The organism is Microtetraspora sp. NBRC 16547 (assembly GCF_030268965.1).
Lineage (GTDB): Bacteria > Actinomycetota > Actinomycetes > Streptosporangiales > Streptosporangiaceae > Microtetraspora.
In genome coordinates this window covers 100,483-115,753 of sequence record NZ_BSSE01000007.1, presented here as the reverse complement: position 1 = coordinate 115,753, position 15,271 = coordinate 100,483, and the positions used below count along the sequence as shown (strand labels likewise).

Annotated in this window: 13 protein-coding genes; 2 read left to right on the top strand and 11 right to left on the bottom strand. The window is 70.8% G+C overall.

The window, feature by feature from the left end; translation table 11 throughout:
* Nucleotides 1-4: 4 nt before the first annotated feature.
* Nucleotides 5-2,101, bottom strand: a complete 2,097-nt coding sequence (gene ligA / locus QSK17_RS12960) for an NAD-dependent DNA ligase LigA (RefSeq protein WP_285704915.1) — start codon at nt 2,099-2,101, stop codon at nt 5-7.
* A gap of 186 nt (nt 2,102-2,287) precedes the next feature.
* Between ligA and QSK17_RS12955 the strand changes: the two genes are divergently transcribed.
* Entirely contained in the window at nt 2,288-2,983 is a 696-nt protein-coding gene (locus QSK17_RS12955) for an enoyl-CoA hydratase/isomerase family protein (protein ID WP_285705049.1), read from the top strand.
* Nucleotides 2,984-3,016: 33 nt separating this feature from the next.
* Here QSK17_RS12955 and QSK17_RS12950 read toward each other — a convergent pair whose 3' ends face one another.
* Genes QSK17_RS12950 through boxC form a run of 6 tightly spaced genes read right to left on the bottom strand, consistent with a single transcriptional unit; the run spans nt 3,017 to nt 9,236 of the window.
* Nucleotides 3,017-3,589: a gamma carbonic anhydrase family protein gene (locus QSK17_RS12950; protein ID WP_285704914.1), complete on the bottom strand. Its 573-nt coding sequence runs from the start codon at nt 3,587-3,589 to the stop codon at nt 3,017-3,019.
* Nucleotides 3,590-3,592: 3 nt separating this feature from the next.
* Nucleotides 3,593-4,477: an amidohydrolase family protein gene (locus tag QSK17_RS12945; protein WP_285705048.1), complete on the bottom strand. Its 885-nt coding sequence runs from the start codon at nt 4,475-4,477 to the stop codon at nt 3,593-3,595.
* Between the two features lie 2 nt (nt 4,478-4,479).
* Nucleotides 4,480-4,818: a ferredoxin gene (gene fdxA, locus QSK17_RS12940; RefSeq protein WP_285704913.1), complete on the bottom strand. Its 339-nt coding sequence runs from the start codon at nt 4,816-4,818 to the stop codon at nt 4,480-4,482.
* Nucleotides 4,819-4,863: 45 nt separating this feature from the next.
* Complete coding sequence (locus tag QSK17_RS12935) at nt 4,864-5,886, bottom strand: NAD(P)/FAD-dependent oxidoreductase (RefSeq protein ID WP_285704912.1); 1,023 nt, start codon at nt 5,884-5,886, stop codon at nt 4,864-4,866.
* The gene (locus tag QSK17_RS12930; RefSeq protein ID WP_285704911.1) at nt 5,883-7,502 is read right to left on the bottom strand and encodes a benzoate-CoA ligase family protein; all 1,620 of its coding nucleotides are present in this window, start codon (nt 7,500-7,502) and stop codon (nt 5,883-5,885) included. The genes QSK17_RS12935 and QSK17_RS12930 overlap by 4 nt, the downstream gene beginning before the upstream one ends.
* A 3-nt stretch (nt 7,503-7,505) precedes the next feature.
* Nucleotides 7,506-9,236: a 2,3-epoxybenzoyl-CoA dihydrolase gene (gene boxC, locus QSK17_RS12925; protein ID WP_285704910.1), complete on the bottom strand. Its 1,731-nt coding sequence runs from the start codon at nt 9,234-9,236 to the stop codon at nt 7,506-7,508.
* A 195-nt stretch (nt 9,237-9,431) separates the two neighbouring features.
* Between boxC and QSK17_RS12920 the strand changes: the two genes are divergently transcribed.
* A complete protein-coding gene (locus QSK17_RS12920) occupies nt 9,432-10,331 on the top strand; it encodes a PaaX family transcriptional regulator (RefSeq protein WP_285704909.1) in 900 nt (299 codons plus the stop codon).
* 106 nt (nt 10,332-10,437) lie between these two features.
* Here the strand turns inward: QSK17_RS12920 and boxB are convergent, their stop codons facing one another.
* The 4 genes from boxB to QSK17_RS12900 form a co-directional block, all read right to left on the bottom strand.
* Nucleotides 10,438-11,916, bottom strand: a complete 1,479-nt coding sequence (gene boxB, locus QSK17_RS12915) for a benzoyl-CoA 2,3-epoxidase subunit BoxB (protein WP_285704908.1) — start codon at nt 11,914-11,916, stop codon at nt 10,438-10,440.
* Between the two features lie 80 nt (nt 11,917-11,996).
* A complete protein-coding gene (paaZ, locus tag QSK17_RS12910) occupies nt 11,997-13,565 on the bottom strand; it encodes a phenylacetic acid degradation bifunctional protein PaaZ (protein ID WP_285704907.1) in 1,569 nt (522 codons plus the stop codon).
* On the bottom strand, nt 13,562-14,458 hold the full coding sequence (locus QSK17_RS12905; protein WP_285704906.1) for a 3-hydroxyacyl-CoA dehydrogenase family protein: 897 nt from the start codon (nt 14,456-14,458) through the stop codon (nt 13,562-13,564). The genes paaZ and QSK17_RS12905 overlap by 4 nt, the downstream gene beginning before the upstream one ends.
* Nucleotides 14,455-15,180 carry an SDR family oxidoreductase gene (locus QSK17_RS12900; protein ID WP_285704905.1) on the bottom strand — a complete coding sequence of 242 codons (726 nt, stop codon included), beginning with the start codon at nt 15,178-15,180 and terminating at the stop codon, nt 14,455-14,457. Before QSK17_RS12900 ends, QSK17_RS12905 begins: the two co-directional genes overlap by 4 nt.
* Nucleotides 15,181-15,271: the final 91 nt, after the last annotated feature.

Below are 15,271 nucleotides of genomic sequence, written 5' to 3'. Positions count from 1 at the left end.
AGGCTCAGATGAAGTCGTGGACTGTTGCGGCGAACTCCTCAGGGGTGGCGATCCGTACCCCCAAGCTCTCCGCCTTGGACCGCTTGGAACCGGCCTTCTCACCGGCCACGAGCAGGGAGGTACGGGCCGAGACACTGGAGGACGCCTTGCCTCCGGCGCGCTCGATCAGCTCGTTCATCTCGGTCCGGGACAACGCCTCAAGAGGGCCGGTCATCGCGCCGGTCACGACGACGGCCATCCCCGTGAGCGGGAGATCGACGGCGGGTTGCCCGGCGTCCGTCTCCGTCGCGCCGCCGGCCCCGGTCGCCCCCGGTGCGGTCGCGCCCGGCTCGGTCATCGTCACTCCGGCCGCCACGAGCCGGTCGATCAGGGGCGCGAGCTCGGCCAGCTCCTCCACCACCGCGGCCGCCTTCTCCGGTCCGATGCCGTCCACGGCCTGCAGCGCCTCGGCGTCGGCGGCGCGGATCGCGTCCATCGAGCCGAAGTGGCGGGCGATCCGCCGCGACATCGACCGGCCGGTCCCCCGGACGCCCAGCGCGCAGAACACCTTGTTCAGCGGCTTCGCCTTGGCCCGCTCGATGGCGGCCAGCAGGTTGTCGGTGCTGGTCTCGCCCATCCGGTCCAAGCCGAGGATCTGCTCGCGGGTCAGGGTGAACAGGTCGGCGAAGTCGGCGATCAGCCCGGCGTCGACGAGCTGGACGATGCGAGTCTCCCCCAGGCCCTCGATGTCGAGCTGGTCGCGGCCCACGGCGTAACTGACCGAGGCGACCGCGTGGCAGGCCCGGCCGCGGGCGCACCGCCAGCGCTGCTGCGTGGTGTCGATGTCGCCTCCGCATCTCGGGCAGGCGTCCGGGAAGGTGATCATCCGCTCGGCTCCGGTCCGCAGATGCACCACCGGCGCCTCCACTCGCGGGATCACATCGCCCGCCTTGTAGACGGTCACGTGGTCGCCGAGCATGAGGCCGCGCCGGGTGATGTCCGCCGGGTTGTGCAGCGTGGCGTAGGTGACCACGCTGCCGTCCAGTCGCACCGGTTCGAGCACCGCGCGCGGCGCGATGACGCCGGTGCGGCCGACGTTCCACTCCACGCCGACCAGCTTGGTGACCTTCTCAACCGCGGGCAGCTTGTACGCGATGGCCCACCGGGGCGCCCGGGAACTGAAACCGGCCTGCTCCTGGTCGGCGGCCAGGTCGGCCTTGACGACGATGCCGTCGATGCCGAACGGCAGCTCCGCGCGGACCGCGGCGATCTCCTCGACACGGGCCTGAACCTGCTCGACCGTGGCGACGGCGATCACGCCGACGGGCGTCGCGCCTGTGGTCTGCACACCGAGGTCGGCGACCAGGTCCATGATCCGGCTGTGCGGCAGCTCCCGCAGCCGACCGGCCAGGTCGCCGTCGTCGTCGGGCGGCAACGGCAGCGCGCCGTATCCGAAGAACGTCATCTCGCAGCGGTATGGCCGGTCCTTGGCGCGCAGTGTGCCGGCGGCGGCGCTGCGCGGGTTGGCGAACGTGGTGCCGTCGTGGGCGGTGCGCTTGGCGCACGCCTCCTCGAACTGGGCGGCGGTCATCAGCACCTCGCCGCGGATCTCCACCGTCACCGGCTCCGGCAGCGCCTCGGGCAGGCCCTCGACGGTGCCGATCGCGTGTGACACGTCCTCGCCGGCCACGCCGTCGCCGCGGGTCACGAGCTGCACCAGCCGCCCGCCGTGGTAGCGGGCCGACACCGCCAGCCCGTCGAGCTTGGGCTCGACGCTCCACATCTCGACCGGGCGGCCCAGCCGCCGCTCCAGGCCGGCCGCCCACCCGGCCAGATCCTCGGCGGAGAACACGTTGTCCAGGCTCAGCATCGGGACGGTGTGCGGGACGTCTCCGGTCACGGCACCGCCCGCCACCTTTCCCGTGGGTGAGCCGGGCAGCACGTGCTCAGGGTGGGCGGTCTCGTACGCCTCGATGCCGCGCACCAGGCGGTCGTAGGCGTCGTCGTCCAGAGCGGAGTCGCCGGCGCCGTAGTACGCGGCGGCCGCGTCGACCGCCACCCGCACGGCCTGGGCGTATTCGGCCTGGTCGGCGAGGGGCGTGGCGTGGAGTGCGTCGGTCATGCGCACATAGTGCCGTGCCCGACCGACAAACGAGGACGGCGGTGCCGGCACCGCGCCGGGCCCCGACCGTAAATACCCGCGGCTATTATTGACACAATCATGACGCGACGGTGCGCATTCGTAGCATGTTAGGCGAAGGAGAGTCCCCTGAACGAGACATTGAAGATCGATGAGGGGCAGGGTCGGATGCTGGTCCGGCTGGACCGTCCTCACGTGCGCAACGCGATCGACGCGGCCATGGTGGCCGATCTTCACGAGGTGTGCGCCGAGCTCGAGAGGCGGCCCCGGCTGCTGGTGCTCACCGGGGCCGACGGAGTCTTCGCCGCCGGCGCGGACATCCGCGAGCTGCGCGAGCGCCGCCGCGAGGACGCGCTCGCGGGCATCAACAGCGGCCTGTTCGACCGGATCGCCAAGCTGCCGATGCCCACGATCGCCGCCGTCGACGGTCCGGCCTTCGGGGGTGGAGCCGAGCTGGCCTACGCTTGCGACTTCCGCATCGCCACGCCACGGGCCCGCTTCGGCAATCCGGAGGCGGGGCTCGGCATCATGGCCGCGGCCGGAGCATGCTGGCGACTGCGTGAGCTGGTCGGCGAACCGCTCGCCAAGGAGATCCTGCTCGCCGGACGGGTCGTGTCGGCCGAGGAGGCGCTGGCCTTCCGGCTGGTGAACGAGCTGGTCCCCGAGGAGGACCTGTTGGCCGCCGCGGATCGGTTGGCCGACCGCATCGGCAAGAACGCGCCGCTGGCGTTGCGCCTGACGAAGCTCGCCCTCGCCGCTCCGCCTGGCGCGCATCCCCGCTTCGACGACGTGGCACAGGCCGTACTGTTCGAGACCGAGGAGAAGCATGACCGCATGACCGCGTTCCTGGAGCGCCGCCGCTGACACCGGGCGGACGGACGGCGGGCCCGTCGTCACTCATCGTCTCGTTCCGTCCGCGTCGATCCTGCCCGGGTCATCCCTGCCCGGGTCGATCCGGCGCAGTTCGAGCCGATAGCGCTTGGCGTTGCCGAGGTACTCGCGTACGCCGTAGTCGATCCACTCGGCCTGCACCGCGCTGTCCATCGGCCGGGTCCGGGCGGGCACGCCGAGCGCCATGTGGTGCGTGGGGACCTCCAGGTCCTCGGGCACGAGCGCCTGGGCGCCGACGACGGATCCCGCGCGCACCACGGCTCGGTTGAGGACCACCGAGCCGGAGCCGATGAGGCAGCGGTCCTCGACCGTGCAGCCCTCGAGATGCGCGTTGTGCCCGACCACGCAGTCGCTGCCGATCACTGTCGGCCACTCCTCGGTGGTGTGCAGGATCGTGCCGTCCTGGATGGAGGTGCGTTCACCGATCTCGATGCGCCCGAAGTCTGCTCGCAGCACCGCGGTCGGCCATACCGACGACTCGGCGCCGATGGTGACGTCGCCGATGACGACGGCATCCGGGTGCACGTAGGCGTCCGGATGGATTCGGGGCACCTTGGGCCCAAGCGCGTAGACGGCCATCGGTCACCCGCGCGTGAACGGGGCCGCGGACGGAATCGGCGGCAACCCGGCGTACACCCGCATCGCGTTCCCGCCGAGCACGGCGGCGGCGACGTCGTCCGGCAGCAGGCCGGCGACGGCTCGCGCGTTGGCGGCCGTGCCCGGCACACCGGGCCAGTCGGTGCCGAAGATCCACCGGCGGGCAAGGCGGACGAGGTCATAGTTCGCGTAGTACTCGGGGAGCCGCTTCGGCGGCAGCCCGGAAAGTTCCAGCCACACCGTGTCGTTCGACAGCGCCAGGAAGGCGGCCGAGTCGTACCACCAGCCGCGCCCGCCGTGGGCCAGCACGACGTTGAGCCCCGGGAAGTCCCGCACGACCGGGATGAGGAAGCGCGGGTCGGCGTTCTCGTTCGCCGAACCGGGGAACGAGCTCGTGCCGCAGTGCACGACGAGCGGCACGCCCCGCTCCTCGAGCACGTGGTAGGCGGGGTAGAGCGCCGCGTCGTCGCAGCGGAACCCGCCGTGCACCGGGTGGAGCTTCAGCGCGGCGGCCCCGAGGTCAAGCTGCCGCCGTACCTCGGCCGCGATCGGGAAGTGCAGGTGCGGGTTGACGTTGGCGACCGGACGGAACCGCGCCGGGTTGTACTCGACGATCGACAGCAGGTCCTCGAAGGCCTGCATGCCCGTCGCCTTCGGGCTGTATTCGCAGAACAGGAGTGCGACGTCGACGCCCTGGGCGGCGAAGATCTCGTCGAGGCGCGCCGGCAGCGGCCTGCCGTCCTCGTCCCAGGCGTCCTCCATGATCCCGTCGACTCCGAAGTCGCGCGCCCACTGGAGCCAGGCGGGACGCAGCGTCTCCAGCAGCGGCACATGGACGTGCGCGTCGATGAGCGGGGTGCCGTCGAGCATGCTCACGTCTCCTGACGGTCCGCGACCATGGGGGTGTCCACGCCGATGCGCCCCGTCTTGTGCGCGCCTCCGGGCGCGCCGAGCGGCACGTCGCGGCCCGCCAGCGTCTCGACGAAGAACCGGCGGTTGTCCTCGACGAAGTCGACGTGCTCCGCGGCGACGCGCCTGTCCTGGCTGATCGCCTCAACGGGGCACACCGGCTCGCAGGCACCGCAGTCGATGCACTCCTTGGGGTTGATGTAAAGCTTCCTGTCCCCCTCGTAGATGCAGTCGACCGGGCATTCCTCCACGCATGACTGGTCCATGACGTCGATGCACGGGGCGGCGATGACGTACGGCATTGGATCTCCTGATGTGCGAGAACTCGGAGCTGTCGGGCTGCCGCCTCAGACGGGGACCGGCTGCGGCGCCGATGCCGGGTTGTCAGTCGAGTGGCCCGGGAATAGCTGGGCATTCGGATCGATGTGCACCGCGGCGTTGTTGACCGCGGTCGCCACCTCACCGAAACCGACCGCGATCAGACGGACTTTGCCGTCGTAGTCGGTGATGTCACCGGCCGCGTAGATGCCGGGCACATTGGTCCGCATCGCGGAGTCGACCACGAGGTGGCGGTTGTCGTGCAGGTCGATGCCCCACTCGCGCAGCGGCCCGAGGTTGGCGGTGAAGCCCAGGGCCGCGACGAGTTTCTCGCACGGCAGGGTGCGCTTTCCCTCCTCGCCGGTGACGGCGACCTCGATCCGCTCCAGCCGGCCGTCGCCGGTGGTGGCGGTGACCTGAGCGTTGACGATGACCTCGACGGGCGAGGCCCTGAGCCGCTCCACCGAGCCGCGGTGGGCCCGGAACGCCGCGCGGCGGTGCACGAGCGTCACGCTTCTGGCGACGGGGTGGAGCATCAGCGCCCAGTCCACCGCGCTGTCGCCCCCGCCGACGATGACGACGTCCTTTCCGGCGTACTCCGCGCTGTCCGGCACGAAGTACTCCAGGCCGTTGCCGAGGAATTCCTCCCCGGCCGGCAGCGGTCGCGGCGTGAAGGTGCCGATCCCGCCGGTGACGACGACGGCTCCGGCGGCGATCTCGGTTCCGGCGCTGGTCTTGACGACGAGCAGGTCGGGCCCGCCGTCGCGGGGGACACGGTCGAGCCGTTGCGCCTCCTGGCCGAGCAGGTACGTCGGGTCGTACTGCGCGGCCTGCTCCACCAGGTTGGCGACGAGCCGGCGGCCGGAGACGGCGGGGAAGCCGGCGATGTCGAAGATCTGCTTCTCCGGGTACATCGCGCTGACCTGGCCGCCGACCTGGCTCAGGGAGTCGACGACGGCGGTCCTGAGGCCGCGCACGCCGGCGTAATAGGCGCCGAACAGGCCGACGGGCCCGGCCCCGATGATGAGGAGGTCGACTTCGGGGGCGCTCACTGGTGCGCTCCTTCGCTGGTGGGTGCCGCCTCGGCGGTGTGGTCCGCGGACGGTGCCGCGGTGATGTCCGCCACCATCTGACGGACCTTGAAGCGCTGCATCTTGCCGGTGGCGGTCTTGGGCAACGCGTCGACGAAGACGATCTCGCGGGGACGCTTGAACGAGGCGAGGCCGTCGCGGCACCACTGGACGAGCTCCTCGGCCGTGACCTCGCCACTGGTGACGACGCACGCGACCGGCTTGTCGAGCCCGTGGGCGTCGGAGACGCCGACCACCGCGGCCTCCGCGACGGCGTCGTGCTCCAGCAACCGGCTCTCGACCTCGGCCGGCGAGACCCAGATGCCGCCCGCCTTGAGCAGGTCGTTGCTGCGGCCCATGCAGGCGTAGAACCCGTCCACGGTCCGCACGTAGGTGTCACCGGTGCTGAGCCACTCCCCCGCGAAGACGGTGCGGCTGGCGTCCGCTCGGCGCCAGTAGCCCAGGGCGATGGATTCGCCGCGGACGTAGAGCGATCCCGGCTCGCCGTCGGGCACCTTCTGGCCGTCGGCGTCGCGCAGCTCGATGTCGTAGCCCGGCACGGGGCGGCCCGTGGTGCCCGGACGGATCTCGCCGGGCCGGTTGGACAGGAAGATGTGCAGCGCCTCGGTGGAGCCGATGCCGTCGATGATCTCCACGCCGAAGCGCCGGGTGAACCTCTCCTGGAGCGCCGCCGGCAGCGCCTCTCCAGCCGACGCGCCGAGCCGCACCGGCGCGAAAGCGTCGTCGGGGAGGTCGCTGACGACCAGCGCCGCGTAGAAGGTCGGGACGCCGAAGAACAGCGTCGGCCGGTCGGCGGCCACCCGCTCGGCCACCACCGCGGGGCTGGGACGGCGCGGTTCGAGAACGGTCGCCGCGCCGACCGAGAGCGGGAAGAACATCGAGTTGCCGATGCCGTACGCGAAGAAGAGCTTCGCGATTGAGAAGCAGACGTCGTCCGGCCGGATGCCCAGCACCTGGTCGCCGTAGGTCTCGCAGACGTGCCGGATGTTGGCGTGGCGGTGCATGGCGCCCTTGGGCGATCCGGTGGTGCCGGAGGTGTAGAGCCACAGGGCCCACGAGTCCTCCGACGTGGCGGCGGGCGCCCGCCCCTCGACGGACTCCCGCTCCCCCGCCGCGACGAGCTCGGCCCACGTGCTCGACGTGGCCCAGGCCGGAGCGGTCAACGCGGCGTCCCCGTCGCACACCAGGTGGCGCAGCTCAGGCGCCATGGCGACCGCCTGCTCGATCTGGGGTTCGTATTCGGCGCTCACCACGACCACCGAGGCGCCGGAGTCGGCGATGATCTCACCGAGCTCCCTGGCCCCGAGCATGGTCGACACCGGTACGGCCACGAACCCGCCGCAGAAGGCGGCGAGGATCCCGGTGAACATGGGCACGTCGTCGTTGGTGACGAACACGACGCGGTCGTCGCGCCGTAACCCGAGAGAGCGCAGGCCGGCGGTGACGATCCCGACGAGGTCCGACAGCTCGGCATAGGTGAGCCCGGCGCCGCCGCGAACCGCGGCCCGGTCGCCACGTCCCTCCTCGACGTGGCGGTGGGTCAGCCAGGAACCCGCGTTGAACTCCACGGCGCTCATGGATCACACTCGCTTCAGGTCGTAGTCGCCCTTGCGGCCGGAGCCGTAGCGTGGCAGGGCGCCATTCGGGCCGGAGGCGTTGGGACGGATGAAGATCCAGTTCTGCCAGGCGGTCAGCCGGCCGAAGATCTTGGTCTCCACGGACTCCGGACCGACGAAACGGTGGTTGGCCTCCATGCCGGTCAGCGCGTCGGGCGACAGTGAGGCCCGCTCTTCGAGCACGATCCGCAACTCGTCCTCGAAGTCGATGTCGTCGAGGGCCAGGGTGACCAGACCGACGTCGACGGCGGCGGCGGCGTCGAGCGGCTGACCGATCCTGCCGCGGGCGGTGTCGAGGTCGTCCTGCTTGCCCCAGAAACGGGACTCCAGGCGGGAGAGGCCGTTGCCCATCGGGAAGGCGCCGTTGTTCGACTCGCTCAGCTGGATGGCGGCCGGCGCGGCGTCGGGATCGCGGTCCTCGTAGATGCCCTCGAGCATGTACTGACGGTCGGACGCGAGGGCGAGCTCGAGCAGCAGGCCGGCGAAGGCGGTGCCGGGCTCGATGACGGCGATGAGGCTGCGGCTCGTGACGTCGAGACGCTTGAGCGTGCGCTTGTAGAACTGGGACACCTCGTTCACGAACCAGTCGTCGGCGAGTTCGCGGAGCTGGGCGTCGTAAGCCAGGACCTTCTCGGTGTCGCCGACGGCACGGAACACCCAGATGCCGAGCTCCAGCTCGTTGGTGCGCAGGTGCAGGATCAGGTCGTCCAGCGCGCGGGTCAGGGCCAGCGGCCAGTAGTCGACACCCTGCGCCAGCACGGCCGCGGCGTCGGCGGGCGGGGCGTCCTTCGGGCCTTCGACCGTGATCTCGACGCGGCGGCCCGCGCGGTCGATCTTCGCCGACACGTACGGGTAGGTGATGGTGTCGGCGTCGTCCGTGCGGTCGAGGGGCGTCAGCCGTACGCCCTTGGCGGCGGACGGGCGCTTCGACAGGGCCGCCGCCTCCCGCGCACGCCTGCCGATCTCCTCGTTCCAGGCGTTGCGCGGCACGGCGGCGTCCACCAGGCCCCACTCGACGGCGGTGCGGCCGCGGTAGCCCTCGGACTTGGTGGCGAAGAGGTCGGCGCGGTCCTTGCGGACGTGGCGCTTGTCGACGACGCGGGTCAGGCCACCGGTGCCGGGGAGCACGCCGAGGAGCGGAACCTCGGGGAGGGAGACGGCGGATGAGCCGTCGTCGACGAGGACGATCTGGTCGCAGGCGAGCGCGAGCTCGTAGCCTCCGCCGGCCGCGGTCCCGTTGAGCGCGGCGATCCAGGTCTGGCCGGAGTTGGCGGTCGCGTCCTCGATCCCGTTGCGGGTTTCGTTGGTGAACTTGCAGAAGTTCACCTTCCACGCGTGGGTGGACTGGGCCAGCATGCGGATGTTGGCCCCGGCGCAGAACATGCGCTCGAGGCCGCCGGTCATGACGACCGACTTGACCTCGGGATGCTCGAAGCGGAGCCGCTGCACGAGGTCGTAGAGCTCGATGTCGACGCCGAGGTCGTAGGAGTTCATCTTGAGCTCGTAGCCGGGGACGAGGCTGCCCTGCTCGTCGACGGTCAGCGTGGCGGTGGCCACCTCTCCGTCCACCTCGAGCTTCCAGTGACGGTACCGCTCAGGGGATGTCACGAAGCCGACCACCGGAGGCGTCACCGTCGTAGCCGGCTCGGCATCCGCCCTGCTGTGCACGGTTTCAACGTTCTCGGTGACGGTCAATGCGCACTCCGTGGGGGTTGGGGAGGGACCTTATATCGAACAATAGTCGACGCATTCAGAGTCTTACGTCAAGTATTTGTAGTACTTATTCTCGACGTGAGGCGGATCCCGCACGCCTTGCCAACGGTTACCGCGCAGAGGTTCCCACCTGGGAGAATGCGCCTCACCGAGGGTGTCGAGCGACAGGAGAGTGATGTGGCCACGCGCGAGAGGCGCAAGCCGGCCGGTCCGGCGGCCGAACCTTCCGAGGGGCGGCGGGAGCCTTCCGAGCGCCATCGGGAGACGTCCCCGAGCGCGCGCTCGCTCCTGCTGACGATCCTCGGCGAGTTCGTCCTCCCCCGCCAGGGCGAGGTCTGGACGGGCACCCTCGTCGACGCGCTGGGCGCGCTCGGCGTCGAGGAGAAGTCCGCGCGCCAGGCGCTGTCCCGGACCGCCGCCGAGGGGCTGCTCACCTCGACCCGGCACGGCCGAAAGGTGCGCTGGAATCTGACGCGGGCCGGGGAACGCCTGCTCCAGGAGGGCACCGAGCGCATCTACGGCTTCATGCGCAAGCCACACGGATGGGACGGCCGTTGGCTCGTCGTCACGGTGGGAGTGCCGGAGACCCAGCGCCAGCTGCGGCACCGCCTGCGCACCAGGCTGACCTGGCTCGGCCTCGGCTCTCCCGCCCCCGGTCTGTGGATCATCCCTGACGCTTCGAAGGAGGACGCCGTCCGCGCGATCATCACCGAGCTCGACCTCGACGACCGGGCCTTCGGGTGGACCGGCCCGTCGGCGGGGATCGGCGACCCCGCCAAGCTGCTCATGTCAGCCTGGGACCTCGACGACGTCGAGCAGCGCTATGTCGGCTTCATCGACCGCTTCGAGGGGCTGTCGGCCGCGTCAGACCGGGAGGCGTTCGTCAACCAGGTTCAGCTCATCCAGGAATGGCGGCGTTTCCCGTTCCTGGACCCCGACCTCCCCGCCGAGCTGCTCCAGCACGATTGGCCCGGCCCGCGAGCGGCCGCCACGTTCCACGATCAGCACGACCGCTGGCATCGGCGGGCACAGGACGAATGGGATCGCATGAGTGCCGAGGCCGGCGCCCGCAGCTGAGCACCTCGCCCGCCCGATGGGCGTACGGCCGCCCCGCTCCTCAGTTCCAGATCCAGCGCGAGCGCGGCGGTGAACAGACGCGCGCCCGGCACCGCCACGCGGGCGGTCAGGCGAGTCCTTCGTCTGCCAGGTGCACGTAGTCGAACTCGACCGGCTGCTCGTTGGTGCCCGTCAGCGGCGGGGCGATCCAGCCGGCGAACTTGCCGTACTCGTACTCCGGGATCATGAGCGCCCGCACGTCTTCGCGGTCCTGGGCGCTGGGGAGCCACTCGTCGACACGGGCCACCCAGGTGGCCTCGTCGACGACCTCGCCGTGCGGGCTCACGCGATGGCCCGCGTACACGCCGACCTTGCGGTTGAAGCCCTCGTGCGGCAGGTACAGACGCTCCGGCAGTCCGGCGTCCTCGAGCGCCTGGTTCCAGCGGCGGACGCCGTTGGCGCAGTCGGCGACGTACTCGTCCCGCAGGTCGAGGTTGAGCGCGCTCAGCAGCGGCACCGTCTTGGTCCTGATCTGGCCGTCTTCGACGTAGTTCATCTCGCGGGTGGCGTCGAGCAGGACATGGTCGTCCTTACGCCGGGCCTCCATCCAGCGGCCCTTCAGGCCCGAGGAGTAGTAGTTGCCGGCATTGGTCGACTGCTCCGAGCCGAACAGGTCCATGGAGACCGAGAACTGGAAGTTGAGGTACTTCTGGATCACCTCCAGCGGGATGCCGCCGTGCGGAAAGATGTCCTTGGTGTCGTGCTGCTTCATCAGCTCGGCAGTGCGCTCCACGGTCCGCTGGACACCCGTGGTGCCGACGAACATGTGGTGGGCCTCCTCCTTGAGCATGAACTCACAGGTGCGGGCCAGCGGGTCGAAGGCCGACTCCTTGAGGGTGCCGAGCTGGTACTTCCCGTCACGGTCGGTGAAGTACGTGAACATGAAGAACTGCAGCCAGTCAGTGGTCTCCTCGTTGAACGCGCCGAGGATGCGCGGAGCGTCGAGGTCGCCGGAGTTGCGCTTGAGCAGCTGCTCCGCCTCCTCGCGCCCCTCCCTGCCGAAGTAGGCGTGCAGAAGGTAGACCATCGCCCAGAGGTGGCGGCCCTCCTCGACGTTGACCTGGAACAGGTTGCGCAGGTCGTAGATGCTCGGGGCGGTGTTGCCGAGGGTGCGCTGCTGCTCCACCGAGGCCGGCTCGGTGTCGCCCTGGACGACGATGAGACGCATCAGGTCGGCGCGGTGCTCGCCCGGCACCTCCTGCCAGGCCGGCTCCCCCTTGTGCTTGCCGAAGTTGACCTTCCGGTCGGGGTCCCGCTCCGCGAGGAAGATGCCCCAGCGGTACTGGTCCATGGGCACGTGGTCGAAATGCGCCCAGCCGTCGCGGCCCACGGCGATCGCGGTGCGCAGGTAGACGTCCTTGGTCGGCAAGGCCGGGCCGAGCTGTTTCCACCACTCGAGGAACTTCGGCTGCCATCCCTCGAGCGCGCGCTGCAGGCGGCGGTCACTGGCCAGGTCGACATTGTTGGGGATCCGCTCGCTGTAGTCGATCTGGCTGAGCGGTCCGGTGGGCAAGGGTGCGGTGCCGGTACGAGAGTCGGTGCTCATCACTGCTCTCCTGTCGCTAGGGATACTGCTACTCTTTGACGTTCTACACTTCTTTTGCGTTCTTGCATATATTCTGTCGACTATTTCCGCGACCGGGCGCCCACGATCGCCTCCAGGACGGCAGGGCCGCCCTGTACGGCGGTACGCCGCAGGTGGGCATGAACGGCACGCAGACCGCCCTCCTCCTCGCCACCCCCGGCACGGCCGGGGCCGCCGTGGACGAGCTGGGGCATGGGCGTGCCGTGGCCAGTGGACTCCACGGCGCTGTCGCGGTCCAGGACGAGGATGCGGCCGTGATGCGCGGCCGCCCCGAGCACGACCTCACAGACGAAATCCGTGTCGTAGGAGACCACGGAGCCGGCCAGGGACCCCTCTCCACGGGCGATCAGATCGTGCAGCCGCGCGGTGTCGCCGTACGGCATGAGTGTGCTCACCGGGCCGAACGCCTCCACCTCGTGGGGCTCCGGCCGGTCCACGTCGTCGACGCGCAGCAGCAGCGGCGAGAGGAAGGCGCCGCGCTCGGCGTCCGCTCCCACCACTTCGACCGCGTCCGGATCGCCATGGACGACGCGCCCGGCCGAGGCGAGGCGCGCGGCGGCCGCGCGGACGTCCTCACGCTGCGGGAGGCCGACGAGCGCGCCCATGGTCACGCCGTCCGCGCCCGGGGCCCCCACGACGACCTCGGCGAGCCTGGCCTCGATCGCCTCCGACACCGCGTCGATCCGGGCCGCCGGGACGAACGCGCGGCGGATGGCCGTGCACTTCTGCCCCGCCTTGACCGTCATCTCGGTGACCAGCGCGCCGACGAACAGGTCGAACTCCGGCTGCCCCGGAACGGCGTCCGGACCGAGTACCGAGCAGTTGAGCGAGTCGGCCTCGGCGTTGAACCGCGCCGAGCGCCGGGTGACGGCCGCGTCGGCCCGCAGCCGGGCGGCCGTGGCCGCCGAACCCGTGAACCCGATGTGGTCCTGTCCGCCGAGGAGGTCGAAGAGGCCGGGGATGCCGCCGCAGACCAGCTGAATCGCCCCCGGCGGCAGGGCGCCGGACTCCTCGATGATGCGCACCGCGCGCGCGGCGATGTACGCCGTGGGCGTCGCCGGCTTCACGATCGTCGGCAGGCCGGCGAGCAGGGCGGGCGCGAGCTTCTCGAGCATGCCCCAGACCGGGAAGTTGAACGCGTTGATCTGCAGGGAGATGCCGCGCGGGGTGGTGAGGATGTGCTGACCCGCGAAAGTGCCCCCCTTGCCCAGCGGCACCGGGTCGTCCTCGACGATGACCGTGCTGTCGGGGAGGCCCCTGCGGCCGAGGCCGGCGTAGACCAGCGCGGTGCCGATGCCACCGTCGACGTCGACCTTGGCGTCGCGCCGGGTCGCGCCGGCCCGCGTGGAGAGGTCGTACAACTCCTGCTTGCGCGCCTCCAGCGCCAACGCGGCCGCCTTGAGCGCGGCGGCCCGCTGCGGAAAGGTCAGCTCACGTAGCGCGGCACCGCCGGTCTGGCGCGCGAAGTCGACCGCCCTGCCGAGGTCGAGCCCGTCGCTGGTCACCCGGGTGACGGTCTCCCCGGTCACCGCGTCGGCAACCGGGACGCCGTGGCCGTCGCCGGCCCGCCAGGCGCCTGCCAGGTAGCTCTGCAGAATCTCGGTGCTCATGCCTGATCCTCGCTCCAGTCGTAGAAGCCCTTGCCGGTCTTACGCCCCAGATGCCCCTGCTCGACGAGCTCGACGAGCAGCTTCGGCGGCGCGAACCGCGGGCCGAGCTCGCGCTCCAGGTACCTCGCGATGCCAAGGCGGACGTCAAGGCCCACGAGGTCGGTGAGCCGCAGCGGCCCGGTCGGATGGCCGTAGCCGAGCGTCATCGCGGCGTCGATGTCCGCGGCGGAGGCGACGCCGGCTTCGACCATGCGGATCGCCTCGAGCCCGAGGGCGACTCCGAGCCTGCTGCTGGCGAAGCCGGGCGCGTCCTTGACGACCACCGCGGTCTTCTTGATCTGCTCGACCCAGGCGACGGCCCGCGCACGCAGTGCGGGGTCGGTGGCACCGGCGATGACCACCTCGACGAGCTTGCTCGCGGGTACGGGGTTGAAGAAATGGAACCCGAGGAGCCGCTCGGGCCGGGCGAGCGCCTGGGCGAGCGTGTCGAGCGAGATGCTGCTGGTGTTGGAAGCGATGACCGCGTCGGGGGACACCGCGTCCTCGACGGCGCGCAGGGTGACGAGCTTGAGGTCGAGGTCCTCGGGCACCGCCTCGACCACGAGGCCGGACCCGGCGAGATCTCCGTAGTCGGCCACGGCGGCCAACCGGGCCATCACCGTCCCCGCGTCGTCGACCTGGCCCCGCTTCGCACTGCCCTCGACGGCGCGCTCCACCCGGCCCCTGGCGGCCGTCACGGACTGGGCGTCCCGCTCCACGAGGGTGACGTCGCACCCGGCGAGGAGCAGGGCGTGCGCGATGCCGGCGCCCATCCGGCCGCCGCCCACCACGCCGCAGCGGACGGGCAGCCGGGGGCTTCCCGTGACGGCGCCCGTGCTGTCGGCATCGGTCATCGCAGTCCTCCTGTGGCGTCGATGACCGTCCCGGTGACCCAACCGGACTCCTCGGCGCAGAGCATGAGCACGGCGCCGGCGATGTCGTCGGGGGTCCCGAGCCGCTTCATGGCGTTGGACCCGGCCATCGCCTCGATGGCGCGGGGTGATGTGGTCTCGTGCAGTAGCGGCGTGTCCGTCGCGCCGGGGCGTACGACGTTGACGGTGACGCCCCTGCCGGCGACCTCCTTGGCGGCGACTCTGGCCGCGGCCTCCAGGCCGGCCTTGGCGGCGGCGTACGTGCTCTGCCTGGCGGGGGCGACCGCGGCGGCGGCGCTGGAGAGCAGGACGACCCGGCCCCCATCGACGATCCGGCGCGCGGCCTCGCGCAGGGTCAGCAGCGCGGAGCGGAGGTTCAGGGCCAGCGTGGCGTCGATGGACTCCTGCGTGAGCTCGGTGACGCGGGGGTAGTCCCAGCCGCCGACGCAGTGCACCACCACACGCAGCGGGCCGAGCGCCTCCGCGGCGTCGAATGCCTCCACGACGCCCTCATCCGTGGTGGCGTCGGACTTCACGAGGGCGACCGTCCGGCCCGCCGCCCGGAGCCGCTCCGCGAGGGACTCGGCGCGGTCGACGTGATGGAGGTAGCCGATGGCCAGCGCGTGTGTCTCCGCGAGCCGACCACTCACCGCCGCGCCGATTCCTCCGGCTCCTCCGAGCACCAGCGCACTGGATGCCGTCATGACGATTCCTCATCTCGATGCGTGAACGTGGACCCGCCCTAAACTTGCCACACTTCTATTGCGTATCGGAAGACAAATGTAGCAAGTCTCC